General features: G+C 44.4%; 26 protein-coding genes. 11 read left to right on the top strand and 15 right to left on the bottom strand.

The features are described from left to right. Nucleotides 1–3: 3 nt before the first annotated feature. The 5 genes from R7Q47_RS02470 to ppiC all read right to left on the bottom strand — a co-directional run bounded on the left by R7Q47_RS02470 (nt 4) and on the right by ppiC (nt 5,306). Nucleotides 4–1,518 (bottom strand): ABC transporter substrate-binding protein, encoded by a 1,515-nt coding sequence (locus tag R7Q47_RS02470; RefSeq protein ID WP_005441857.1) that lies wholly within the window; start codon nt 1,516–1,518, stop codon nt 4–6. Continuing rightward, nucleotides 1,508–2,356 (bottom strand): ABC transporter ATP-binding protein, encoded by an 849-nt coding sequence (locus tag R7Q47_RS02465; RefSeq protein WP_104976472.1) that lies wholly within the window; start codon nt 2,354–2,356, stop codon nt 1,508–1,510. The genes R7Q47_RS02470 and R7Q47_RS02465 overlap by 11 nt, the downstream gene beginning before the upstream one ends. 20 nt (nt 2,357–2,376) lie before the next feature. Beyond that, nucleotides 2,377–3,138 carry an ATP-binding cassette domain-containing protein gene (locus tag R7Q47_RS02460; protein WP_104976471.1) on the bottom strand — a complete coding sequence of 254 codons (762 nt, stop codon included), beginning with the start codon at nt 3,136–3,138 and terminating at the stop codon, nt 2,377–2,379. 178 nt (nt 3,139–3,316) lie between these two features. After that, nucleotides 3,317–4,621: an MATE family efflux transporter gene (locus R7Q47_RS02455; protein ID WP_203345619.1), complete on the bottom strand. Its 1,305-nt coding sequence runs from the start codon at nt 4,619–4,621 to the stop codon at nt 3,317–3,319. Between the two features lie 343 nt (nt 4,622–4,964). Further along, entirely contained in the window at nt 4,965–5,306 is a 342-nt protein-coding gene (ppiC, locus tag R7Q47_RS02450) for a peptidylprolyl isomerase PpiC (RefSeq protein WP_080276970.1), read from the bottom strand. 214 nt (nt 5,307–5,520) lie between these two features. Here ppiC and R7Q47_RS02445 point away from each other — a divergent pair, with 214 nt between their 5' ends. Further along, a complete protein-coding gene (locus tag R7Q47_RS02445) occupies nt 5,521–6,435 on the top strand; it encodes a chemotaxis protein (protein WP_005385059.1) in 915 nt (304 codons plus the stop codon). Nucleotides 6,436–6,515: 80 nt separating this feature from the next. Here R7Q47_RS02445 and R7Q47_RS02440 read toward each other — a convergent pair whose 3' ends face one another. The 4 genes from R7Q47_RS02440 to hutW all read right to left on the bottom strand — a co-directional run bounded on the left by R7Q47_RS02440 (nt 6,516) and on the right by hutW (nt 9,643). Continuing rightward, nucleotides 6,516–7,052, bottom strand: a complete 537-nt coding sequence (locus R7Q47_RS02440) for an ATP:cob(I)alamin adenosyltransferase (RefSeq protein ID WP_005375333.1) — start codon at nt 7,050–7,052, stop codon at nt 6,516–6,518. Between the two features lie 97 nt (nt 7,053–7,149). Further along, the gene (gene hutZ / locus R7Q47_RS02435) at nt 7,150–7,680 is read right to left on the bottom strand and encodes a heme utilization protein HutZ (protein WP_005375331.1); all 531 of its coding nucleotides are present in this window, start codon (nt 7,678–7,680) and stop codon (nt 7,150–7,152) included. Nucleotides 7,681–7,736: 56 nt separating this feature from the next. Continuing rightward, nucleotides 7,737–8,240, bottom strand: coding sequence for a heme utilization cystosolic carrier protein HutX (hutX, locus tag R7Q47_RS02430; protein ID WP_005385051.1), 504 nt, complete (start codon nt 8,238–8,240; stop codon nt 7,737–7,739). 32 nt (nt 8,241–8,272) lie between these two features. Continuing rightward, the gene (gene hutW, locus R7Q47_RS02425; protein ID WP_213873866.1) at nt 8,273–9,643 is read right to left on the bottom strand and encodes a heme anaerobic degradation radical SAM methyltransferase ChuW/HutW; all 1,371 of its coding nucleotides are present in this window, start codon (nt 9,641–9,643) and stop codon (nt 8,273–8,275) included. Nucleotides 9,644–9,803: 160 nt separating this feature from the next. On the opposite strand from hutW, the gene R7Q47_RS02420 reads away from it, so the two are divergent. The 6 genes from R7Q47_RS02420 to R7Q47_RS02395 are packed head-to-tail and all read left to right on the top strand — an operon-like array spanning nt 9,804 to nt 14,385. Next, complete coding sequence (locus R7Q47_RS02420) at nt 9,804–10,550, top strand: energy transducer TonB (protein WP_064354554.1); 747 nt, start codon at nt 9,804–9,806, stop codon at nt 10,548–10,550. Next, nucleotides 10,550–11,248, top strand: coding sequence for a MotA/TolQ/ExbB proton channel family protein (locus R7Q47_RS02415; protein ID WP_318088576.1), 699 nt, complete (start codon nt 10,550–10,552; stop codon nt 11,246–11,248). Before R7Q47_RS02420 ends, R7Q47_RS02415 begins: the two co-directional genes overlap by 1 nt. Further along, nucleotides 11,245–11,658: an ExbD/TolR family protein gene (locus tag R7Q47_RS02410; RefSeq protein WP_005375322.1), complete on the top strand. Its 414-nt coding sequence runs from the start codon at nt 11,245–11,247 to the stop codon at nt 11,656–11,658. Before R7Q47_RS02415 ends, R7Q47_RS02410 begins: the two co-directional genes overlap by 4 nt. 28 nt (nt 11,659–11,686) lie before the next feature. Further along, nucleotides 11,687–12,556, top strand: a complete 870-nt coding sequence (locus R7Q47_RS02405) for a hemin ABC transporter substrate-binding protein (RefSeq protein ID WP_053303820.1) — start codon at nt 11,687–11,689, stop codon at nt 12,554–12,556. A gap of 9 nt (nt 12,557–12,565) precedes the next feature. Then, nucleotides 12,566–13,603: a FecCD family ABC transporter permease gene (locus tag R7Q47_RS02400; RefSeq protein WP_005375318.1), complete on the top strand. Its 1,038-nt coding sequence runs from the start codon at nt 12,566–12,568 to the stop codon at nt 13,601–13,603. After that, nucleotides 13,603–14,385: a heme ABC transporter ATP-binding protein gene (locus R7Q47_RS02395; protein ID WP_005385036.1), complete on the top strand. Its 783-nt coding sequence runs from the start codon at nt 13,603–13,605 to the stop codon at nt 14,383–14,385. Before R7Q47_RS02400 ends, R7Q47_RS02395 begins: the two co-directional genes overlap by 1 nt. A 112-nt stretch (nt 14,386–14,497) precedes the next feature. Here the strand turns inward: R7Q47_RS02395 and R7Q47_RS02390 are convergent, their stop codons facing one another. Beyond that, entirely contained in the window at nt 14,498–14,959 is a 462-nt protein-coding gene (locus R7Q47_RS02390; RefSeq protein ID WP_005385033.1) for a TetR/AcrR family transcriptional regulator, read from the bottom strand. Between the two features lie 607 nt (nt 14,960–15,566). Between R7Q47_RS02390 and R7Q47_RS02385 the strand changes: the two genes are divergently transcribed. After that, entirely contained in the window at nt 15,567–15,866 is a 300-nt protein-coding gene (locus tag R7Q47_RS02385; RefSeq protein ID WP_005375307.1) for a YfcZ/YiiS family protein, read from the top strand. Between the two features lie 88 nt (nt 15,867–15,954). On the opposite strand, the gene R7Q47_RS02380 is transcribed toward R7Q47_RS02385, so the two are convergent. Continuing rightward, a complete protein-coding gene (locus R7Q47_RS02380; RefSeq protein WP_005375306.1) occupies nt 15,955–16,227 on the bottom strand; it encodes a YnjH family protein in 273 nt (90 codons plus the stop codon). Between the two features lie 319 nt (nt 16,228–16,546). Here R7Q47_RS02380 and R7Q47_RS02375 point away from each other — a divergent pair, with 319 nt between their 5' ends. Next, on the top strand, nt 16,547–17,146 hold the full coding sequence (locus tag R7Q47_RS02375) for a hypothetical protein (RefSeq protein WP_025998668.1): 600 nt from the start codon (nt 16,547–16,549) through the stop codon (nt 17,144–17,146). Nucleotides 17,147–17,220: 74 nt separating this feature from the next. On the opposite strand, the gene R7Q47_RS02370 is transcribed toward R7Q47_RS02375, so the two are convergent. Next, nucleotides 17,221–18,330, bottom strand: coding sequence for a 1-acyl-sn-glycerol-3-phosphate acyltransferase (locus R7Q47_RS02370; protein WP_017821238.1), 1,110 nt, complete (start codon nt 18,328–18,330; stop codon nt 17,221–17,223). Between the two features lie 191 nt (nt 18,331–18,521). Here R7Q47_RS02370 and R7Q47_RS02365 point away from each other — a divergent pair, with 191 nt between their 5' ends. Further along, nucleotides 18,522–19,130, top strand: coding sequence for an AraC family transcriptional regulator (locus tag R7Q47_RS02365; RefSeq protein ID WP_318088575.1), 609 nt, complete (start codon nt 18,522–18,524; stop codon nt 19,128–19,130). Between the two features lie 109 nt (nt 19,131–19,239). Here R7Q47_RS02365 and R7Q47_RS02360 read toward each other — a convergent pair whose 3' ends face one another. Together R7Q47_RS02360 and R7Q47_RS02355 are read right to left on the bottom strand one after the other, a co-directional pair. Continuing rightward, entirely contained in the window at nt 19,240–19,722 is a 483-nt protein-coding gene (locus tag R7Q47_RS02360) for a hypothetical protein (RefSeq protein WP_248486195.1), read from the bottom strand. A 14-nt stretch (nt 19,723–19,736) separates the two neighbouring features. Beyond that, nucleotides 19,737–20,270 (bottom strand): nicotinate-nicotinamide nucleotide adenylyltransferase, encoded by a 534-nt coding sequence (locus tag R7Q47_RS02355; protein ID WP_065275432.1) that lies wholly within the window; start codon nt 20,268–20,270, stop codon nt 19,737–19,739. Between the two features lie 178 nt (nt 20,271–20,448). Between R7Q47_RS02355 and nadE the strand changes: the two genes are divergently transcribed. After that, nucleotides 20,449–21,279, top strand: coding sequence for an ammonia-dependent NAD(+) synthetase (nadE, locus tag R7Q47_RS02350; protein ID WP_005375299.1), 831 nt, complete (start codon nt 20,449–20,451; stop codon nt 21,277–21,279). Between the two features lie 99 nt (nt 21,280–21,378). Here nadE and R7Q47_RS02345 read toward each other — a convergent pair whose 3' ends face one another. Beyond that, nucleotides 21,379–23,196, bottom strand: a complete 1,818-nt coding sequence (locus R7Q47_RS02345; protein WP_151515378.1) for a hybrid-cluster NAD(P)-dependent oxidoreductase — start codon at nt 23,194–23,196, stop codon at nt 21,379–21,381. Nucleotides 23,197–23,304 lie beyond the last annotated feature (108 nt).

The raw sequence follows: 23,304 nt of genomic DNA, 5'->3' as shown, positions 1-23,304 counted from the left end.
GAGTTAGTTCACCTCAGTAAACTGGTCGATCAGGCGACGCTCACGTGGGTCACGTTGTGCATTCTTCACGCGATCACTCTCACCTTGGATTACACGCTCGTGAAGCAGTGGAATCACAGCGTATTGCTCAAGGATTTTGCTTTCTGCTTCGATGATCGCTTGTTGGCGTTTCTCACCCAATGGTTGACGATCAGCGTGTTTCAATGCTGCGTCCACTTCTTCAGAGCAGAACTGACCTAGGTTGTAAGAACCTTTACAGCTAAAGTCACTTTGCATGTACGCCACTGGGTCACCAGAATCCAGCACTGTTGCACGTGACAACAAGAACGCATCGAACTTACCTGCTAGTGCATCGTTTTCGATTTGTGCATATTCACGAACGTCTAGTTCAACCACAAAGCCAGCCGCTTCAAGTTGTTGCTTTAGCAGCACCGCTACTTCTGGCAACTCAGCACGGTCGGTAAATGTACCGATGGTGATCTTCTCACCGTTCGCGTGGCGCATTTCCATGGTTTCCATACGAGGGTTCGCGTCACGAATTGGTTGAGCCCATGCCAATGCAGGACCTAACAAACCTTTCGCTGAGTCGGCGTGGTTCTCGTAAACCGTTTTGATGATTTGCTCACGGTTAACCGCTTGAGCTGCTGCTTTACGCAAACCGAACTGGCTAAACACATCTGATTTATTGTTTAGGTAAAGCGTGTTAGTACGCGGCATTGCGACTTCGTGCAGCTGTGAAGATTCCATCATCGCGATTTGCGATACAGGAACCGCTTCAACGACATCCGCCTCACCGGTACGTAGTGCAGCAGCACGAGCAAAACCGTTTGGTACGTATTCAGCAAAAATGCTGTCTACTTTCGCTTTTTCGCCCCAGTACCCATCAAAACGCTTCAGTTTCGCGCTGGTTGTACCGTTGATTTCTGTCAGAACGAATGGACCGGTACCCGCATTGATTGGCACAACACGACCGTTTTCTTGGTATGCAGCACCAGAAAGGATCGCTAACTGTGGGCTAGATAGACGGCTTGGCAACAATGGATCGTTAAAGGTCGTTTTGATTTCAACAGTGAAGTCGTCCAGTGCGCGAACTTGCCATTCGATACCATCCAAAATACGTGGTTTTGGTGCGGCATCTAATGCTTTTTGTAGAGAGTTCACAACCGCGTTTGCATCAAGGTCAGAACCATCGTGGAATTTCACGCCCTTACGTACCGTAAATTGCCACGTCATCGGATCAACTTGTTCCCACTCTGTTGCCAGCATTGGCTCTGCTACCGACTGATCGTTGAGGTTCACTAGCGTTTCTGCTGTGCTCCAACGTGACAGTTTGAACGCGTCATCTGAAAGTGGCGACAAACCTGTGCGTGGTGGTTGCATCATGGCAACGCGAATTTCCGTTGCTTGCGGTGCAGCTGCTTTTTCCGCTTCTGGCTTGCTTTCGCCAGAGTCAAAACAACCCGTCAACAGTGCGCTTAAAGCCAGCGACAAAGCTAACTTGGGAGTACTAAGGTGCATAAGAAACCTCTCCAATGGTTTTTGTGAATTCATTACTTTTGTGTTGAGCGCTCATCAAGGCTCTCGTGATCAAGTGTGATGGGTTATTTGTCACGTTCTGTGCTGTGCCGTGCTCGACAACGCGTCCTTTGTCTAACACTAGGATTTCATCGCATAGGGTTTGTGCCGCATCGAGGTCATGTGTCACCAAAATCAGGCGCATCTGACGACTCTTTTGAATGCATGCCAACAGGTCGAGAATCTGTTTACGACTGACGGGATCTAGGCTGCTGGTTGGCTCATCGGCAACCAACACGCAAGGTTCGACAATCAAAGCTCTGGCGATAGCCACACGTTGCGCTTGCCCAACTGATAATTGCTGCGGGTTGCGATCCAGCAATGTGAGATCCAAACCGACATCCACCAAGACCTTTTCCACCTTCTCATTGAGCTCTTGCGTCAAACCAATGTTGCTTAGCGGCTCCAGTAAGATCTGGCGAACGGTGTAATAAGGATTCAAGCTCGATTGCGGCTCTTGCGGAATCAATTGAATGTGCTGACACAACTCTTGGCGCTGCTTAGCCGAGCTACGCGATAGCGGATAGCCACACACATACACTTCACCAGATGTGGGTTTACGAAGACCAAACAGAAGTTCAATCAAGGTCGATTTACCGGCACCAGAAGGACCAACAATCGCAATGTTCTTTGTGTCGATGGCAAGATCCAATTGTTCGAGCGCTTTAAACGGTTTGCCCCCTAACCAACTTGGTTTGGAGTAATAGTGAACACTGGCTTGCTCAAAGCGAACTTCCGCCGATTTAGGCTGCGTGTGCCCGCTCAAGTTGTGCTTAGTCAAAATAGGCTCCAGAGATGAAGTTAAGGCAGCAGTTGCGCAAGTTGTTGGCAGAAAGGATGCGAACTTTGCTGAATGGCTTGCCATGGTGCGCCATAAGCCACCATGGTGTTGTCCGCAATCACCAAGACTTTGTCACACGCCAAAGCCGCAGATAGATCGTGCGTGATCAACAAACCACTGATGTTGCGTTGCTGAACACTACTGCGAAACAACTCGAGGATCTCCGCTTCGGTGATTGGATCGAGCGCACTGGTGGGCTCATCAGCGATGATCAAGTTGGCACTACCAAGCAACGCAATCGCAATACAAATACGCTGGCGCTGACCACCAGATAACTGGCTTGGATGCTGCGCTAATGCTGCTTTTGGATCCGCAAATCCGAGTTGAGACAACAAGGTCGTCACGGTGTCTCGGTTTGCTGAAGACAAGCGCGTTTTTTTGCCCGTCAATGCCAAACACAGTTGTTGTTCGACAGACGCCAATGGATTCAGCGCTTTAAGTGCATCTTGGAAAATGACCGCGGGACGCTGCAATTGACTACGTTGCAGCATGACAGTTTGTGCGACTTCACTGCTGTTAAGCTGGATACTTCCGTCTACCCAAATATCAGACGGCAAAAAACCTGCGACGGCTTTCGACAACATGGATTTACCAATGCCGGAAGGTCCCATAATGGCAAGAACTTCACCTTGAGACAGCTCAAAAGAAATGTCTTTGAAGAGTGTACGCTCTGAGTCTGTAAGGCTGAGATTATTAACGGAGAGTATTGGTTGAGAAATCACGGCATCAAACTAAATGTAATAATATAACATCACAAATAATATCATGCGGGTTAAAGCAAGGAAACCAGTCGGAAAGGTTATTTCATCACCTTTTTCAGATTTATCAACAAGGGCAGATAGCTCCCCCCCCCCCCTTGTGATAAGAACATCTAAGTTAGGTCATTTGTGACAGTGTGTATTAAAGACACTTTTGTTTAACTTGACCGAGGTATGGAAACAAGAAGACAAAGCGCCCAACGTAGAACAACGTGAATGCCAGCCATAAACCGTGGTTGCCCCAATATTGCACCGCAATAAATTGAGTCACTAAGAACAACACCATGGTTAGAAAGGTAGAGTTACGCACTGGTCGCGTCGTCCCTGTACCGGTAAAGATGCCGTAAAACGTAAGACCAAAACCAGCAACCAACGGGAATGCCAATAACCAAGGGCTCATGTCCAAATACAGCTCAACAAGATTTGGCAAAGTGGTAAATAACGACACCACTTGGTGTTTGAACTGCACTAGCAGCAAGGTCAAGACAACAACGAACGCTGCGGTCCATTGCGTGTTTAGCTTAATCACGTTATCAAGCAATGTCTTATTCTTCTGCCCTACTGCTTTACCTGCAAAGACGCTCGACGCATTCGCCACACCGTCGAACATGTAGCTGACGATAAAGGTCACTTGCATCAAGATTGCGTTCGCAGCAAGCACATCAGAACCAAGCTGAGAGCCTACACGCGCCATCATGTTGAAGAACACCAATAGACACACAGTACGAAGCAGCAGATCCATATTGGAAGACGCGATGACTTTGAGATCTTTACGCGTCATTTTTGCGGTCTGAATGTAATCAAACAGCGGGAAGCGACAGGTTTTCAACACCAGCACCGCACCAATAACAAACGTCGAAATTTGCGCGATAAGTGTCGCTACCGCAACGCCAGCAATGCCCATATCGAAGTACAACACAAAGACGATATCCAGCACGATGTTCAGCACGTTACCAAACACTTGCGTGAACAAGGTTTCTTTGGCTTTCGCCTGCCCCATCAACCAACCAATCACGGTGTAGTTCAGCAGTACAAATGGCGCACCAAAGATCATGATATCGAAGTAAATCTTAGCGTTTTCTGCCACAACTGCATCAGGGGAGATAATCAGCTCTGCCCCCATCCAAATCACGGACTGCAACGCAATGAAAATCAAGCCAAGGCAGAGCGAAAGCACGAAAGGACGGAATAAGCTGCTCGCTTGATCTTCCGGGCTATTTTTACCTAATGCGATTGCACTTTGCCCGGTAGTACTGACGCGGAAGAAGCCAAACAGCCAATACAAGGTATTCATGATGACGGTGCCTATCGCTACACCACCAATCATCTCAGCCACACCGAGTTTACCGATCACCGCGGTGTCCACCGCCCCCAATAATGGTTGGGTAACAGTAGAAACGATGAAAGGAAATGCGATTTTAAAATAGTCTTTATGAGTCAGGGACATCTTAAATTATGAACAGGATTAATTTTTATAAGGTCGCTATCATATGCGAATGGCGCCCGAACATGAACCAAAGTTCGCCAGCAAGGAATAGCATTGATAATTGATACAACCGGCAAACGTATCCTCATATCAAAGCTTGAAATAGAATAACAACTTATGAGAAAAGCCAAGTTAACTGCATATAAATGAGTTTCTAGTTTGGAAAGATTGGCGTTTGGTGGAGCATGGCAGATCAGAATGTATCTGCCATGTCATAACGGTAGTGATTGGTGAAAAGAGACCGTACAGATGATATTTAATGCTTGTGGGTTTCATCTGACAATGTTTAGGTCGATACCAAGCCTTATGTTCTGTAAAGCACCTTTACAACATGCCAACCGAACTTGGTTTTAACTAGATGCGGCGTTAACACTTCGCCAGAAAAGCACACTTTGTCGAATTGAGGTACCATTTGACCACGGCGGAATTCACCAAGGTCACCACCGCGTTTGCCTGACGGGCAAGTTGAATACTTCTTCGCTAATGTCTGAAACTTTGCGCCTTTTTTCAGTTGCTTGATTATGTCTTCCGCTTGCTCTTTGTGCTTCACAAGAATATGTAATGCGGCTGCTGTATTTGCCATTGATCTATCTCTCACTATTCTGGTCGCGCAAGTGTACCCAATCCTTTTTAACAGACCAAACATTTCTTAATAATAGCTCAGCGGTAAAGGCCCAAATACACGAGGAATATAAAATCGTCTACATAATGAGTTTAAAATACAAACAAGTTTTGCTCAGTTAATCACTATTCTCTAAAAGATTGTCTAAAAAGCTCACATTTGTCTCTCCGATGGTTGAAGCCTTCGTCTGATAAGATTAGATTAGACACAATTCGGTGGTATTTATAAGGTTATTTTCATGGCAAAAGTCGTTAGCAAAGCGAATCAATCTCAGGGCATGTTGATGTTTAAGCTCACCCTGCAACAGAGTTTCGCTATCGGTACGCTAAAAGTCCGTGAAATCGTCCCGTACATGCCAACGACAAAGATCCCTTACTCGCATCATCACGTCATTGGAACCGTTACGATACGTAACTTAACAGTACCAGTGATCGATATGTCAGCGGCTGTTGGCTTTCGTCCTATTAGTGAAGAAGAATATAAAAGCTGCTACTTGATCGTGACAGATTGCTTGCGAACCGTGGTTGCGTTTATGGTTCGTAGTATAGAGAAGATCATTGAGTGTGATTGGAAAGCTATTGAAACGCCACCTCCGAGCGCTGGAAAAAATATTTTCGTGACTGGAATTACTCGCTACGAGGACAAAACTGTTCAAATGCTGGATGTGGAGCTGCTACTTTCCAAAATTTATCCGCAGTACGAGAATTCAAAGATACCAATGCTGACAGATATTGAGCGAGAACGCCTAAAAGCACTCAGTATTCTATTGGTGGATGACTCTTCCATCGCTCGTAAACAGCTGTGTGACGCACTCGATAGCATCAATATTGGGTATCAAATCTGTAAAAATGGTTTAGATGCATTGGAACTGATGAAAAGTGACGCTGCGGCTCATCGCCCAATTGATATTCTGGTCAGCGATATTGAAATGCCCGGATTAGACGGTTATGAATTAGCATTTGAAGTTCAGAATAATTCCTCTCTGAACCATTCATACCGCATTTTACATACATCGTTATCGAGCGAAATCTGTGTAGACAGAGCTCACCAAGTTGGCGCGCATGAGGCACTTGAGAAATTCAATGCAGGAGAACTAATCGAAGCGATGCTTCGCGGAGCAAAAGAGCTAGAAGCCAAAGCTATGACTTCTTAACTCTTATTGGACGAGTTGATTTGAGAATATAATGCAGTGCTTGTCCTATCCCTGATGCTCACATCCGCTAATTTCTCAGCTCACTTCTTTGGCATCGCGTAACTACGAGAAACGAATTCCGTCTCTTTGACTTGGTGAGCATGATTAATATAAGAAGCTAGGCTGTAAAGTACATTCGCTAATAAGTTCGCGTAACGAAACAAAATAGGTGCGGGCTGCTTCTTACCTGTATGTTCAACGGCAACTAATGCTCGTACCGTTTTTTTAGCTTGGCAACGGCACAAATGCAATTGACTGGCTGCCGGGTGCCCTCCGGGTAGAACAAAGCCTTTGAAGCCGCCATCAATACGTTGCTTGAGCAAAGCATAATCGGCCTTTAACTCTTCAACTTCCGTCTCTGTAATCGCTAATTTCCCGCGAACCGAACCATTTAGATGATAAACATTAGGCTGCATTCTTGTCAGTATATCGCGGCTAAACTCGTCCAACTCCATAGCGAGAACAAGGCCAATACGACTACAAAGTTCATCTGCTGTAATTTCAAAGTCACAAACCGGACTGTCCTCGTAAATAAACGGATAGCAAATCTCGCTCAATTCCTTACTTACAGGTTTCATGCTTTTGTTCCAATATAAAAAAGGGAGTCAGTATAACCTAACTCCCTTTAAACGTTCATTATGCCAAATGATCGACATTCATATGATCGGTTTACAATCAGGCACTTTCGACTTTCTTGTGACCTTCTTGAAGGTGAACAAAATCGACTAAATCATCACCAGACACTTGATACGCCTGACCAAAACCTTTAACAAATAGCCCCGATTCTGGCTTTAAGTTGAACAAAACGAAATCCTCTAGCTGGCTTAGACCATCAATAATCTCACCAAAACGCTCTTTCATTTGTCCAACAACTTGTTGCCACATCTCTGTGTCTCGCTCAACTACATTTGCTACCGCATCAAAAGTTAAGCGCTTACGAGCAAACAGCTGCTTTGAAGACTCTTCATCTTCGATCATCATCAATGAAACATTTGGATTTTCTAAAAGGTTACGGGCATGACGAGCGATTTTAGAAATGAGAACGAAATAACCTTCCTGGTTTTGGACATAAGGCGCGTAGCTTACATTCGGGCGACCTTCTGCATCGACAGTTGCAAGCTGAAGTGTACGGCGCTCCTGACGAAACTCTTTGATCTCTGGCCCTAAACGACCTTGCAAACGCTCTTGTTTAACTTGTTGATCCATATTGATACCTGACTTTACTAATTAGTATTCGAGTTAAGCCTCGATTATGTTTGTGATTACTTTTTTAATTCGGCTTGTAGGGCGCGAAATGCGGTGACTTGCTCTTCAATCAACTCGCGCTTTTCGTTACGGCCTAAATAAACCTTGAAAATATTGCTTCCGCACTCTGAGAAAAAACCAAAATAGTGACTCTCTCTACCCATAAACGGTTTACTGACTAATGCGACATTTTTAACGTTATCTAATTTAAGGTGGCCGTGCAGTTCACCTTCTCTACCCATTAAATTGTAATAGCCACGCGCCACTTTTCCTTTTGGAAACGGCGCTTTAACTTCAAAGATAGAACCAAAAGAGTGGACGATGGTCGTCACCGGGCCAAAACCAACCAAACTTTCTAAGATGCTTTGCGCTTGCTCTCCTGGTGCAATAGCCACCATTTCCTGAGGTAGAGCCGCAACAACCTCAAACTCGGAAATGCCAAGACGCTCTGCCATCGCAGCTGGCAATAATTGTGGTTCTTGCTCTAGTAATACTTCAACTTGTTGCTTGATTGATTCCATTGTGTCTTCCGTTTTTGTTCAATTTGTTTTCATTAATTATTGAATGCTTTCGGTACCGTTTCGTTCATCTCTGACGTGAGTACCTGAATACAACTTTGAGCCAATGACACTGCCCAGAAGCTGCCTGCAAGAGTAAGGACTGCGCTACGTTCATGTAGCTGTACTAAGCCTTTCGCTTGCCACACTTTAAATAGAGGCAATAAAAACACGAACGCGTCCTCTCCCATAAATGATGGAAGTTGATTTGCTTGAACAATGCCACGGTCAAACGCAGATTTGAGTGCAGAAAAAAGTGGTTCTAGAGGGCTTTGCTTCATCATCATCGCGATGGTGCTTTGACCTTCTTTGACCGCTTTAATATAGGTCTCTAGTGTGCGGTGTTGCATCATCCCGTAGCCACCGATATTACCTCCAGCACCACAGCCAATTGGCAATACCTCTGCATAAGTCTTGGCTAAACTATTGTATAAACTACGCTCGCGGTTATCGATTGCCCAATGGTTCACGCTCAGTTGCTTCATATGGTGTTTGGCCATAAAGTTCACACCGAGCTCGTACATTCCCGCTTTTTCTGGTGTGGTCGCAGGTGGCGGGATTTTTCCCTTTTCTACGAGGTTGAGCATGGGAGCTGACCCACCAACCACTAACTGATACAAATCCAGTCCGTGTGCGCCAGTCGAGAGGAAATCATTTAAATCTTGCTCTAACACTTCTTTGGTTTGATAAGGTAAGCCATAGAGTAAATCGATAATGACCGGAATTTTGTCTTCTTTGGCGATCTCGCTCACTCGTTTGAGGACATCTTCTCTATCATCTAAACGTTTTGCGCTGCGGCGCACTTGTGTATTAAAACTTTGCACACCAAAAGAGAAACGATTAAACCCACCCTCTAAAGCGCCTTGATACAACTCATCAGAAAAGCGATTGATGCGGCCTTCTAAGGTGATTTCGCAGTCTGCAGCCAAAGGAAAGTGGTCTCGGATAGCCTGGCCTAACACACGAACCTGTACTGGAGATAAATCCGTTGGCGTTCCGCCCCCGATGTATACGGCGTGAAAAATACCATTTTGTGTCCAAGGTAATGCCGCTTTCTCTCTAAGCTCCTGCATTAATGCTTCAAAGTACTCATCAACCAGTGTGCGACTTGCAGCATTTTGAAAGAAGTTACAAAAAGTGCAACGAACGCGACAAAACGGAACATGAATATAAAGACAGCGTTTATTGGTCGCTTTAATTGAGTTAGCCGTAATACTCGAAAAAATCGCCTGTTGTTGAGACGAGGGCACAGGTACGCTCGCTCCCCCGGCATGTGCAGAATGCTTCTTAACAAAAGCAAATCGCAATGGATCAGGACTATCACTGCCCAACACTGATTCATCAAGCTTATCGATATCGACGCTCATATATACTCGCTTAACTCCCATCATGTAAGGGATGGAAGCTGATCTTGAAAATTCTGCAAGAATCATAATTTGAGCGTAATGATAATGCAATTGATAATTGATCTTATTTCCATTGTAAGTAATAATCTGCCCAAGTTTTCATAGTTTCCCGAGATATTCCGTGAACGTACAAAGATATGTCATTGCAGGAGGTGCTTCCCTTGCCATCCATGCCGCACTTCTTTTTGTTTCTCAAGAGACAAAGGTGTTCGCGATGCCGGCTGGAAACCCAGCAAGTTCGGTAAGTCTAAATCTTGTGTCTGCTCCTCCAGCTGTCGAAAAATCTACACCAGAAAATGTAGCACCACCAAAAGAGCAGCAGCCTCAAGACCAACCTGAACCAGAAAAGAAGATTGTAAAAAAACAGGTCGTCAAGAAAGACGCTGTTAAGAAGAAGGTAGTAGAGAAAAAACCTGAACCGGTTAAACAATCTAAACCTAAAGCGGTCGAGCCCACCAAAACCGTAACAAAGCAAAAGGTTCAGCCCGAAGCGAAACCAAAGAAAAAAACGGAACCAGTGAAGAAAGAGACGGTAGCTCAACAATCCGCACCTGCGAGCCAATCCAAAGGGGCAACGTCTCAGCCTGTCTTGGTCGACAAACCAACGTTTGTGAGTCAACCAACACAACCCCGTTACCCAAGATCTGCACAAAGACGCGGTATTGAGGGTGTAGCCTTGTATGAGATATGGCTAGATGAGAATGGTAACCAGATTAAACAGGTTTTGATTGAGTCTTCCGGCACAGAGTCGCTAGATGCCTCAGCACTTCGTGCGATAAAACAGTGGCAATTTACACCACATATTTCAGGTGGGCTAAAAGTCGCTCACCGAGTACAAGTACCTGTTCGTTTTAAGTTGGATGGATAATGGAACAACTACAAGAATTACAAACTCAATTTGGGCTGATGACATGGCCTTTGATCATTTGCTCAGCTCTAACGGTGATGATCATCGCCGAGCGATTATTCCATGTGTTAATTAGCCTTGGTGTAGGAAAGCGAGCCATTCGCCAAAAGCTCACAGGATTAGACCCAACAAATGGGAGCGAGCTTGAAGCACTTGCTGAAGAGTTGTCGAATAAGCGGCCGCTTCTGTACCGTGGTGTTGCGATGTTGCTTGCTCATCATTCTTTCTCGAAATCTTTAAGAGAGGATGCCGCAGGTATTTGGCTGCAAGAAAAACGCCATCAGCTGCATTCCGGCCTTCGTTTGCTGACGCTGATTGGCGTCATCAGCCCTTTAATTGGCTTGCTTGGCACGGTACTTGGCTTAATTGACATGTTTAAAGGCATCGCGGTTTCAACGGGGAATATCACTCCGAATGATTTGGCTGACGGCCTAGGTCTTGCTATGCGCACCACTGCCGCGGGTCTCATTATCGCACTTCCTGCCATTTCAGTAGCGCAGATCATTGGTTTGTGGGCGGATCGTGTAATCGCCAAGCTTGAGCACACTTTAAACTACGTCAACTTATGGCTTGAAGGTATCTCGTTACAGCATGTCTCGCCAGACCACTCAAAAGTAACACTGCGCTCTTCTGAGAAGATTGAGGCTGCAACTCAATGATTAAAACACCACAAGAAAATAGTCGTAACGGTTTAACCCCCGATTTAACACCGCTGTTAGACATTATTTTTATCGTCATGGTTTTCCTGATGTTAACCGCAGCGGTCAAACTCGATTCATTAGACGTCAATTTACCGAGCACTGAATCTCAGGCTGTTGCAGATGTCGATAAGCAATCCATCACGGTAAATATTCTTAAAGACGAGCCTTACTGGGCTATTAACGGCAAGACATATATCGATTGGGACAACTTTACCCTCGCGCTGTTAGAAGAGAGTAAGTCAAGCGATAAACCGATTGTAATTGGAGCAGAAAAAACCGCGAATATTCAGTCGCTAGTACAACTTCTCGGCTTTTTACAAGAAAACGGAATTCAAGCAACTCAGTTACTCACTGAAGAGCCATCATAAAAATAAGTAAGATAGAGATCCTTTCAAAATGAAGAACACACGCATCACTATTCATGCTGTTGTCACGGCAGCTATTTCCCTACTTGCGAGTAGTCAACTTTTTGCCAATGAAACGCCATCCTCAGAGCGCGTTGTTAGCGCAGGCAGCGCCGTCACTGAACTCTTGCTTGAACTCGACGCTAAAGATAGCTTGGTTGCTATCGACGTCACCAGTCAATTACCAAAAGAAATGGAACTGCCTAAAGTGGGCTACCATCGTCGTCTTTCAGCGGAGGGGTTGCTCGCCTTACGTCCGACAAAAGTCATTGGTTCTGATGAGATGGGGCCGAAAACAACATTGAACCAATTGAAATCGGCTGGCGTAGATGTAGAAATCGTTAATACTGATGCAAATGTCGAGGGCCTTTATCAACGTATTGATCAAATTGCGAACCTTATGGATCGCAAAGCTCAAGCTGAAAGCTTAAAGCAAGATGTCCAGGCGCAAGTACAAGCACTCAATGCAAACCAACCTGATCAAGCGAAGAAAAAGAAAGTGCTCTTTCTGCTGATCCATGAAGGGCGACCTGCAAATGTTGCGGGCTCACAAACAACACCCGATGCAATTATTCAACTCGCCGGCGGACAAAACCCAGCCGCTACACAACTCTCGTCTTACAAGCCTCTATCCACAGAAGCGATGGTAGAGATGCAGCCTGACGTGATTCTTGTTAGTGGTCGCAGCTATGAAACGTTGGGTGGTGCCGATGCAATTTTAAAAGCAATGCCGCTTCTTGCTGCAACACCCGCTGGAAAGAACAAAGACATCATAACGATTGATGGCCATGCTCTGGTAGGTGGTTTGGGCCTTAAAAGCCTTGCAGAAGCTAAACGCTTGAATGCACTGCTTTACCCATAGAGACATGACATGTTGTTAAGACGCATCCCCCTTTCAACGACGTTATCAGTGCTTAGTGGATTTTTAGCATTTATTGCTATCGCCTCTATTACCGTTGGCCCAATGAACATTAGCTTTGCTGACAGTTTGCGTAGCCTAACGGGAGGCAGTTCTGATCTCGCTCCTCACATTCAGTTGGTCATTAACGAAATCCGATTGCCTCGCACCATTTTGTGTATGTTCATCGGCGCCATTTTAGCAATTTGTGGTGTGGTTATGCAGGGCTTGTTCCGTAACCCATTAGCCGAGCCTGGTATCATTGGTGTGTCTGCTGGCGCTGCTCTTGGTGGTGCATTCGCTATTGTTGTATTTGCTGAATTTAGCCAAAACTATCCGCAACTAATGAACTTAGCGGCTCTGCCTCTTTTTGCTTTCCTTGGCGGTGCACTAACGACTATTCTCGTTTATAAACTCGGCACAAGTAAGTTTGGTACCTCAGTTACAATTATGTTGTTAGCCGGCGTTGCCATCAGTGCGCTCTCGGGTGCTGCGATTGGCTACATGAACTTTATCGCAGATGATCAGATGCTGCGAGACTTGACGCTTTGGTCGATGGGCTCATTAGCTGGTGCAAATTGGTCAGGGATTGCTCTATCTGCTGTAACACTCGTCATCCTATTACTCTGGTTCCAGAAGAAGTCGATGGCGCTGAATGCTCTGTTGTTAGGGGAATCAGAAGCAAGACACTTAGGAGTTCCGGTTCAAAAACTCAAACGTCAGCTTATTTTACTTTCTGCACTGGGTGTTGGTATTACGGTGAGCATCAGTGGTGCAATTGGCTTTATTGGGCTCGTGATTCCTCACTTAGGGCGCATGCTCGCTGGGCCTGACCATCGAACGCTATTACCAATATCTGCCTTAATGGGAGCACTGCTTCTTACTGCCGCAGATATGTTTGCTCGTGTTGCCGTGGCACCAGCTGAATTACCAGTTGGAATCGTGACCGCATTGATTGGCGCGCCCTTTTTCATCTACTTATTGTTCCAGCAAAAAGGGAAGATTTTGTAATGAACCAGATCGTTTTATCGGGGAAAAACATTTCGATGACGTATGGCAACCGTGTGGTGCTCGATGACATCAACATTGATATCCGAGCTGGTGAAGTGACCGCCCTACTCGGCCCCAATGGCGCAGGTAAAAGTACTTTGCTCAAGCTTCTATGCGGTGAGATCTCTTCGAATCATCACATCACCTACTTCGGTAAACAAAAGCATGATTGGGAGCCTGAAAAAAGCGCCAAACATATTGCAATGCTCCCGCAGCACAGCACCTTAACCTTCCCATTTCTAGCCAGAGAAGTAGTAGAGCTGGGGGCAATACCGCTATCACTGTCCAATAAAGAAACCACTAAACTGGCTTTACATTACATGGAACAAACCGACGTATTGCATTTAGCAGAAAGCCTGTACCCGTCTTTATCTGGTGGAGAAAAGCAACGACTGCATCTAGCACGAGTGATGACACAACTACATCAATCTGGCGAAAAACGAATCTTAATGCTTGATGAACCTACCTCAGCGTTGGATCTCGCCCACCAACACAACACGTTAAAGATTGCTCGTGAAACGGCAAAAGCACAAAACGCAGCGGTGGTTGTGGTGTTACATGACTTGAATCTAGCCTCTCAGTACGCAGACCGCCTTGTACTCTTGCATAACGGGAAACTAGTTTGTGATGACACGCCATGGAATGCACTAACGTCAGAGCGCATTGAGCAAGTTTATGGCTATCGATCTATTGTGACAAAACATCCGACGCTAGACTTCCCTCAAGTGCATGCCGCAGCATAAAGCGTATCTCCTCTAAGCCGTCTCTAAAACACTTCGATACGACAAAGGCCCGCAATATGAGAGTTGCGGGCCTTTGCTTTGATAGTGGCAGAATTTGGTGCTTTAAAGGCTATTACTTGCTCATTTGGATCAATGATCGACCAATCAACCACTCAAGCTCTTTGTCACCACCCGCACCAAACTGGCTTTCAACCATTTTGTATAAGCGGTCAATACCATTAGCAGCAAATTCTTGCGCATTTTCAGCGGTGACAATGTGATGGAATAGCAGTCGTAAAATCGCGAGAAACTCAGCATCTTCCAGCGCTTTAATCCAACTTTGTGAAAATGCATTTAATCCTTTATCAAACTCTAAGTGTTCAATAAACATTTTAAAGATACGGCCATCCAGTGCGGCGGTGAAGTCCGTTTTCTTAGGGAAGTGATGGCTAATACCGGTACGCGATATACCTGTCTGCTGGCTTAGCGTCGTGTACGACATTTTGTCGTAACCTAATCTGAGTAGCTGATCAATAACGGCATCCATGATCTTTTGGATAGTGATTTCGGTATCTTCTTTACTACGCTTTGGCATATTTTAAGCTCTTCTCTTTGTAAATCCATCTAACTCACTATTAAATGAGGCCAGAATGAAATCATTCTTAGCATTATACCCGGCTCGCCGATGCGGTTCGATTAGCGAAAACCTAGAAATCAGGTTGCTAAGCGCTGCACTTGAAAGCGCTTTGGGTATATGTATTGCGACTATTTAATATCATGTCGAGTTCCAAACCATAACGTCTTTACACTGCGTAATGTGTAATTTTCAGTTATGTTTTTGTCAATACATGCTACTCAAAATAAGGCGAAAAGTTAGTCTCATCAAAACCTTGCGCCAATTATTCATCGAAACTATTCAAAGACCAAGAATGATAATTATTAAAAATAATCAATCAAGAAATAGTCTTATAAATTAACCATTAGTTCAACTGGACTGAGCAAAATCTCGTCACTATGTTCGTTAATTGATTTTAAATGTTGATATATATCACATTAACGTTCTTGATGATTTAGTAATCCAATCTTTAACCCTTACTTAACAAGTGCCTATTCTGTTCCTTTTTTACGCAAAAGTCGTCATTTTTGTAGATACAGATCAAATACCTGATAGAATACCCTTAGTATTTACAAGAGGATTCGTTATGAGTGTCGAATTAGAAAAAAACCAAGTATGTGAGGCCTGCGGCTGTGCTGGCGAGATTGGCTTTATCATCAAAGAAGGTGACGAAGTTGCCGACGTAACGGTTTTCGCACAGACAAAAACAGAGCTAGAGTCTGAACTACAAAAATACATCGAGCTCGCTAAATCAGTATGTGCTGATGTTGAATACAATGTTTCAGAAATAACCGAAGAATCGAACCAAGCGACGGCTCGATTCAAATTTGAAGTAAGTGCTGAAAAACTTATCTTTGAATTAAAAACTCGCTCACTCGCGCGTTAATGAAAAAAGCGAGCATGATGCTCGCTTTTTATTTTTCCAATCTCTTAATCTTAAACCGCTCTAAATGAAACAGACAACTTCGGCGCGTTTATTTATCTTTTTTGAACACGACCCACTTTAACGAGCCATTGGTTTCAAAATCGTTCTCAGCGGTACACATCAGTAATACGCCTTCAACATTAATCACGGCCCCTGTGGTGTAGGCTTTATCATCGTAGTAACAGATACGCTGACCTACCTTACCGTCAGCAACTATTAGCGCTTTGTTTTCTGGTGTACTGTATGATTTAGCAAAAACGGAACCCGACAGCAGTACTGCAAAAACACCAGCGGTAAAAATAGATACACTTTTTAACTTCATGAAAATCTCCCTCAAACCTCAATAATACTAACAAGGACCCTTGTGAAGTTCTTGGAAGAATCTCATATTATTCAAATATCTACTGATATTTTTCTCACCTCTACACTTGGGTCTGCTTCACATTCAATCATTTAATTTATCTCATTTTAGTAAGCTTGAAGTTACTTAGCTCAGTAAAGAAGCGCACACTTTTAACGTGTATCTCTAATTTGAATATTTAAGTTATGAATCAAAAACTGTGAGCAAAAAATGCATAATAGGTTTATTTAAGTATAAGATAAGCACCTGTTGATCTCGGTATTTAACTAAATCTTTGACTATGCGTTTTGTTTCCCTATGCATTACTTCAATCCTGCTCTGCTCGTCTCCTTTGGCATATGAGCTAGATTACTATTCTAAGTTTGGTCACATCGATAATTACGGCAATCTTGATCTTAGAAACAAGCCTTACACCCAACTCCCCTCTGGCCTAGTGGTAAAGGGCAACTTAAACATCTCACAAACCCCTATCAAAACCTTGCCTAAAGGGCTTGATGTTGAAGGCAGTCTGGAAGCAACTAACAGCGCACTCAAAGTTATTCGCTCAGGAACAAAGATAAAAGGCTATGCAAACCTACTAGGTAGTAAGATCGAAAACTGGCCTAAAGGCATCAAACTAGGCGGTTACCTAAATCTGACAGATACACCGTTAAAAGCGCTTCCAGCTAAACTTCGAGTAAAAGGTGATCTAAGTGTTATTCGCACTCCCATTTCTGAACTTCCTGAAGGATTGGTGGTTGATGGTAATCTTTATATTGGAGGATCAGCGCTGAAAGTATTTCCAGACACAATGACGGTGAAAGGGAATATCTATTTAGGTGGTAACAGGATCACCAAATGGCCTAGCAATTTAACCCTTGGTGGCGCCGTCGCACCTTAAAGAGCAGATAAACAAAAGCCCCGGCAGGCCGAGGCTTTAAGGCATTCTGAATCAACAGAGTTCAGTGACGAAGATTACTCTTGGTTATTCACAGGATTAGCATAGCTCGCCACCAAATAAGGTCTTGCGCCTTCAGGTAGCTGATCCAACTTATCCGCGAGATGACGCTTAACCGCTTCCGTAATGATGCTCGAATCTTCATGCCCAGCAGCTAACAAGTTGATTGGGTACAATTTGTAGTTGTTGTGAATTTGGCGGTCGATTTCACCAGCAAGAGCTTCCGGCGTTTCAAACTCTTGCTCAATCACATCACCAAACGCAACATGTACACGGCCTTTATAGCCAACGATACCTTGAATGATGCTTTCGATATCTTCAAATTCGCCTTTTTCATAGCGGCCATTTTCTGCTTTTTCGTACAGCTCTTTTGCTTTGGCAATGTCACATGGATCATTTTCATAGGCAATCGAGACAGGAACGATTTTCAAAGAACGCGTGTACTCACCAAAACTGATTTTTTGTTTACGACCTTCGACATGGAACATTTTTAAAATCGCAGGATCAGTAAAGTCGTTTCCATCTTTAGCACGACCTTCCTTTTGGGCAATCCAAATTGAATTGCCAGTATCAAGCGAATGTTTGATATAGCTTGACAGTTGTCCCAATGCTTTCATCATTTCTCTAGGCGCTTTAGCAGAGCGCTTAACGATGAAGCTCTTATTGAGTCGCATCAATTCTGTCGCACATGGCTTCTTCAGCAGGTTATCGCCAATCGCTATACGAACTGTACGGTGCCCACTTTGGTACAAGCCATAATTTACGAGCGCGGGGTCCATCGCAATATCACGGTGGTTAGAAACGAATAGGTATGACGTGTTTTTATCCAGCTTATCCAAACCAGAAAAAGTGACGCCATCCGTTGTCTTATTCAATGTATCTTTCAGGTACTTCTTCACTTCAATCTGAATTGCTTCGACAGAATCAAGCTTGCTCCACTTAGCTTTCAGGTAGATTCGCAGGATCGGGCTCATTAGCGTTTTGAACCACGCTGCTTTATTAGCAAAGCGATGTTCTAGGATAGCAGTGATAAATTCATCATCTTGGATTAGACGATCCAGCGCTGCTGGAATTTCTTCGTCGTTGTAAGGACGAATTTCAATATAAGGATCGGTATTGGCTGTCATTGTTCATTACATATCAAAAAAAGCTGGCACATTTTACGCATAGTTTTGCTGACAAGCAGCATTTCAACCCATACTTTTAACATGGTCATACCAGTTAAGCCACCATTTATCATGCTAAAAAATTATCTCAGCTGGTTGGAATCGTATGGGTTTAACGTTACCCTTAGCGCCAAAAAACACTGGTACTCATAATGAACTACGCAATTGAATTTCACGACGCTAAATACCCCTTTCTTGATGTAGCTGCGCGTAAAAAAGCACTGAAGCACAGTCTACTATCTGTCATCGAAGGGTTAGCCGTCATTAAATTGGGTAAGCAGGAGTATGCCATTGAACCAGGCCAATATTTTTGGATTCCTCAAGGATGTTTGAGCTCCCTCACCTTTTTACCTAATTCTCGTGTATATCGTTGTGATTTTTCTGTGCGTTTAAATGACGACTTCTCACAACAGGCGGGCTTTGTGAAGCCTTCACCGCTACTAAAAGCGCTCGTCGAGAAGCTAGCAACAACTGCCGAACGCTCGGATCTGCAAACCGATATACTGACAGTAGTAAGACATGAAGTATTGACGCTGTCTCCTAAACTAGCGCACTCAACGTTAACGAGAACCATCAATCAATGGACTCCTGGCTGTGACATGAATATTTCTAAAGAGCTTTGCTTGGTACTAACACTACGTGAAGCAAGAAAAATGAAACTGTCGGGGAAGAAGGAAGAGCAAATTGTTGACTCTCTTTTTGCTGGTAACACCGAAGAATATGAACAGCTTTGCTTTTTAGTCTTTGGAGAAGCGCTATAACTTGCTCTTCAACAAGCTACGTGTTCAGAATTACGGACACAGAAAGTAGATTAAAACAAAAAGGGCGTACATTGATAATGTATGCCCTTTTTTCATTTGCTTGAGATGTCTAGAAAGGTACTTCTATCTGCATCATCCAGTCAGCGTCATAATATTCGTGCCAACGATAATCAAACCGCATTCTTGGCCGTCCGTCTGATTTATCACCAAAACCAACGCTGAACATCAACCCGTGACTACGAAGCCACTCTTCTGTATCCATTTTACTCTCTTCGTCTCGGAGCTCTTCCGGCATCCAAAAACCAAGACCAAAGTAATTCTTTTCTAAGTTTTGAGTTAGAAGTGGGGTCTCTTCCGGCTTAATCGCCCACTCCTCCCAATAGTTTTCTGTTGGTCCTTCAAGCTTCGCTTCCGCTGCATACCAAATCAACGCTTCAGTACTTAACACACCGATGGAATCTAAAATTTCTTCACAGATTGGAAGAGTGTTATCTTCAAACACCACGGAACGATCAGAAAAATAGTTACACGCGGAATGAGCTTGTGTCACCACAAGCAGCGCACATGCACTAAATAAAACGACTCTGACCATGAAAATCTGACCTCTCAGTTCCCAGACAATGTTTCTCTGTATAAGCCTTTACTAAGTAATAAATCACGTACGGAAGGTGTTGTATAGGCACCGATCTCTTCACCCTCGGCCAATGCTTTGCGAATATCTGTGCTTCTGACTTTTACTTTTTCAGGACATGCCATAACAGTCCAACGTTCCGTAATCTCTTCAGCTCTACTAAATTTAGCAAATTTGAAGAAATTATCAGGACCAATGACAAAAGTTATATCGGCAGTTGGGTAGATTTCTTGAATTTTTTCTAACAACGCATAGGTCGTCACACTTTGTCCAGGTTGGTATAAAGCTTGCTCTGCATCAGAACGCTGAACATTAGAAAGCCCCATATCCTTGATGAACACATCAACCATTTTGCACCGAGTTGGGTAATCAAGCATGTTCTTGCCCCAAGCGTGTGCAATGCTTGGCTCAAGTAGCACAAGATCAAAGTGGCTCAAAGACTCAATAACACTTTTATGCCCTAAACTAGGTGGGTTAAATGCACTACCAAAAATGGCGATTTTTTTCATATCCGGTGATTACCTGGTTGAAGAGAGTTTTCTAATCTGATGATTTCGGTATGATACTACTAATCTTTACAGCTTTTGACCCTAAAGTCGCGTTTAATGAGCCTCAACTGTATGGTTTATCACCATTTGAGCAAATGCGCTTTAGAGTCTGAAATATTTGCAGGAAAAGGAACCCTAAATGGAACAATCCATCCGTGACGAAATGCGCGTACTCCCTTCAATTGATCCGCATTTTGAAATTGAACGCCGTGTCGCTTTTATTAAGCGTAAATTGCAAGAAGCGGGCTGTAAGTCTCTTGTTCTTGGCATCAGCGGTGGCGTTGACTCAACGACATGTGGTCGTTTAGCTCAGTTGGCTGTAGACCAACTAAACGAAGAAGCGGGCAACAATAGCTACCAATTTATCGCAGTTCGTCTGCCATACGGGGAGCAAAAAGATGAAGATGAGGCTCAGCTCGCTCTGTCTTTTATCCAGCCAACCCATTCTGTATCGGTGAACATCAAAGCAGGTGTTGACGGGCTTCATTCGGCTTCTCACGTTGCATTAGAAGGCACAGACCTTCTACCAACTGATGCAGCAAAAGTCGACTTCGTAAAAGGCAATGTAAAAGCGCGTGCTCGCATGGTTGCTCAATACGAGATCGCGGGCTACGTAGGCGGCCTTGTTCTTGGTACTGATCACTCAGCAGAAAACATCACTGGTTTCTACACTAAATTTGGTGATGGCGCTTGTGACATGGCACCATTGTTCGGATTAAGTAAACGCCAAGTTCGTGAAGTGGCTGCTACATTGGGTGCACCTGAGCAACTAGTGAAGAAAGTGCCAACAGCAGACTTAGAAGAGCTTGCTCCACAAAAAGCAGATGAAGATGCCCTAAGCTTAACTTACGAGCAAATCGACGATTTCTTAGAGGGCAAACCCGTTCCACAGCAAGTAAGTGACCGTCTGGTAGCGATTTACAAAGCAACGCAGCACAAACGCCAGCCAATCCCGACGATTTACGACTAAGCGATATTTTCAGCTCTCTTTAAAACTCAAAACGCTGCTAAAAATAGCAGCGTTTTTTGTCTAGGAACAGTTTTTGTCGAAGGACAAAGACGTTCTCGCCTAGTTGGTTACTGTTACGTCCGTCTCTGGCACAGCACAACACGCCAATACGGTTCCCATTGCACGTTCCTCATCAGTCAACGCGGGCACGTCCGGATGATGTACTTGACCCGACGTAAGCTGAACCTTACACGCGCCGCATAAGCCAGCACGACAGCTATTGCTAACAACCTTCCCAGCATCCTCGAGCTGATCTAACAACGTTTTTTGGTTGTTGCCTACGACTTTAGTTCCATTAAAGTCAATAGCGAGACTTTTCTCTGGCTTTGACGTAAGAGAAGAAACTCCAAACGCTTCTTGATGGTAGTTTTCCTCTGGCAGCCCTTTTCTTAGTAGAAGACTTTTTGCTTTATCCATAAAGCCATCCGGGCCACACACAAACACCTGCCGCTGTTCAACATCTTTGATTTGCTTAATGTGTGACAAACTTAAACGCCCTTTCAAACCAAACCAATCAACAGCAGGTTGCGTTAAACAGACTTTTACTTCTAGCCCTGGGTGCTCACGCTTTAACTGCTCCAACTCTGAGCGACAAGGAATATCATTCTCGGTGCGACATTGATGGTAGAAAACCACGTTATCCAACTGATTGTGATCCGCTAAGTAACGCACCATTGATAACATTGGCGTTACTCCGCTACCCGCAGAGAGTAACAGCAGAGGCTGCGCTTCATGCGTTTTAAGGTGGAACTGACCGTCAGGTTGTTCTGCCTCTAAAACATCACCGACTTGTAAGTTGTCTAAGAGTGAGTTAGAGACTCTTCCACCCGCGATACGCTTTACAGAAATAGCATAACGACCCGGGCGAGAAGGACTGGATGACAAGGTATAGCGTCGACCCACTTTCTTACCATCAATATTCACCTCTATTGGCAGGTGTTGTCCTGGCAAGTAATTAGGCAACGAACCTTTGTTTGGCTCTAACCATAAGGTCACAAAGTCTTGGGCAATTTCTTCACGCTCAACACATGTAAGCTTCATGCGCACTGGCGAGTTATCTGCGTAAAACTCCGGCTCTTTGTACTCCAATACTTCAACTTTATCGCCTTGACGAATAATGCCTTCATTTCGCGCGACAAGATTCTGGCCAAAGAACACACCACCGACATCGTTTGCACGGAACTGTTGCAAGGTTTTGAGCGGCTCTTTGCTCTCACGGAATGTGCCTCTTTGGATATTCACCGTAGTCAGGATACAGCGCTCGCAAGGTTTGAGAGACTCAAACTCTACCTCACCGATTCGTATGCGCTTCCATGAATCTTCTTCAAATGGCTTAGTATCAGAGACAACTAAGTTAGTACGAAACTGATCCATTGAGTGTAGCTCTGAACTTCTTCGGTTCAGCTCATCAAGTGAAGCTTGGCTGATCACTAAAACCGGATAACCATCAGCAAAACTGACGTTTTGACCTAGCTTTTCACGGACACGATTCGATTGCTCACCACTAAACAACAACTCAACGCGCTGCCCCAGCACTCGACTAAACCAGTCATCTGCATCATCTGTCGTGGTATAGGCAGTAAACGTATCTTTCCAAACCGTTGCAGGTGTCTCCTGCATTTTGAAATCTTGGTAACGGATTTTAAGTGGTTCCATACCCAAAGTACTAAACACCACTCCATCGGACAATAAGGCAGACTTAATGGTTACCATTTGCGGATACTTTCGCGCAGTGATCATCGAGCCATCAGCTTTCGCAATCATAAAGCGACGATCGAAGCTCAATCCTTGCTTCTCAACCCATACGGACGACAGCGATAATCCGCCAACTGACTTAACCGGAAAAACATTAATTTGGGATAAAACGGGTTGCGACATAGCCTTCTTCCTACGGGTGTTTTTTATTTGTTGCGGTATTGTATACTCAAATCACATTAAGTTGCAGAGTCTGCTGCCTCTTCATCCATTTCAACTTTCTCGAAACCA

The sequence above is a fragment of the Vibrio sp. Vb0349 genome (assembly GCF_033338975.1).
The sequence above is the reverse complement of the archived record's forward strand: the minus strand, read 5'-3'. Positions and strand labels throughout refer to the sequence as shown.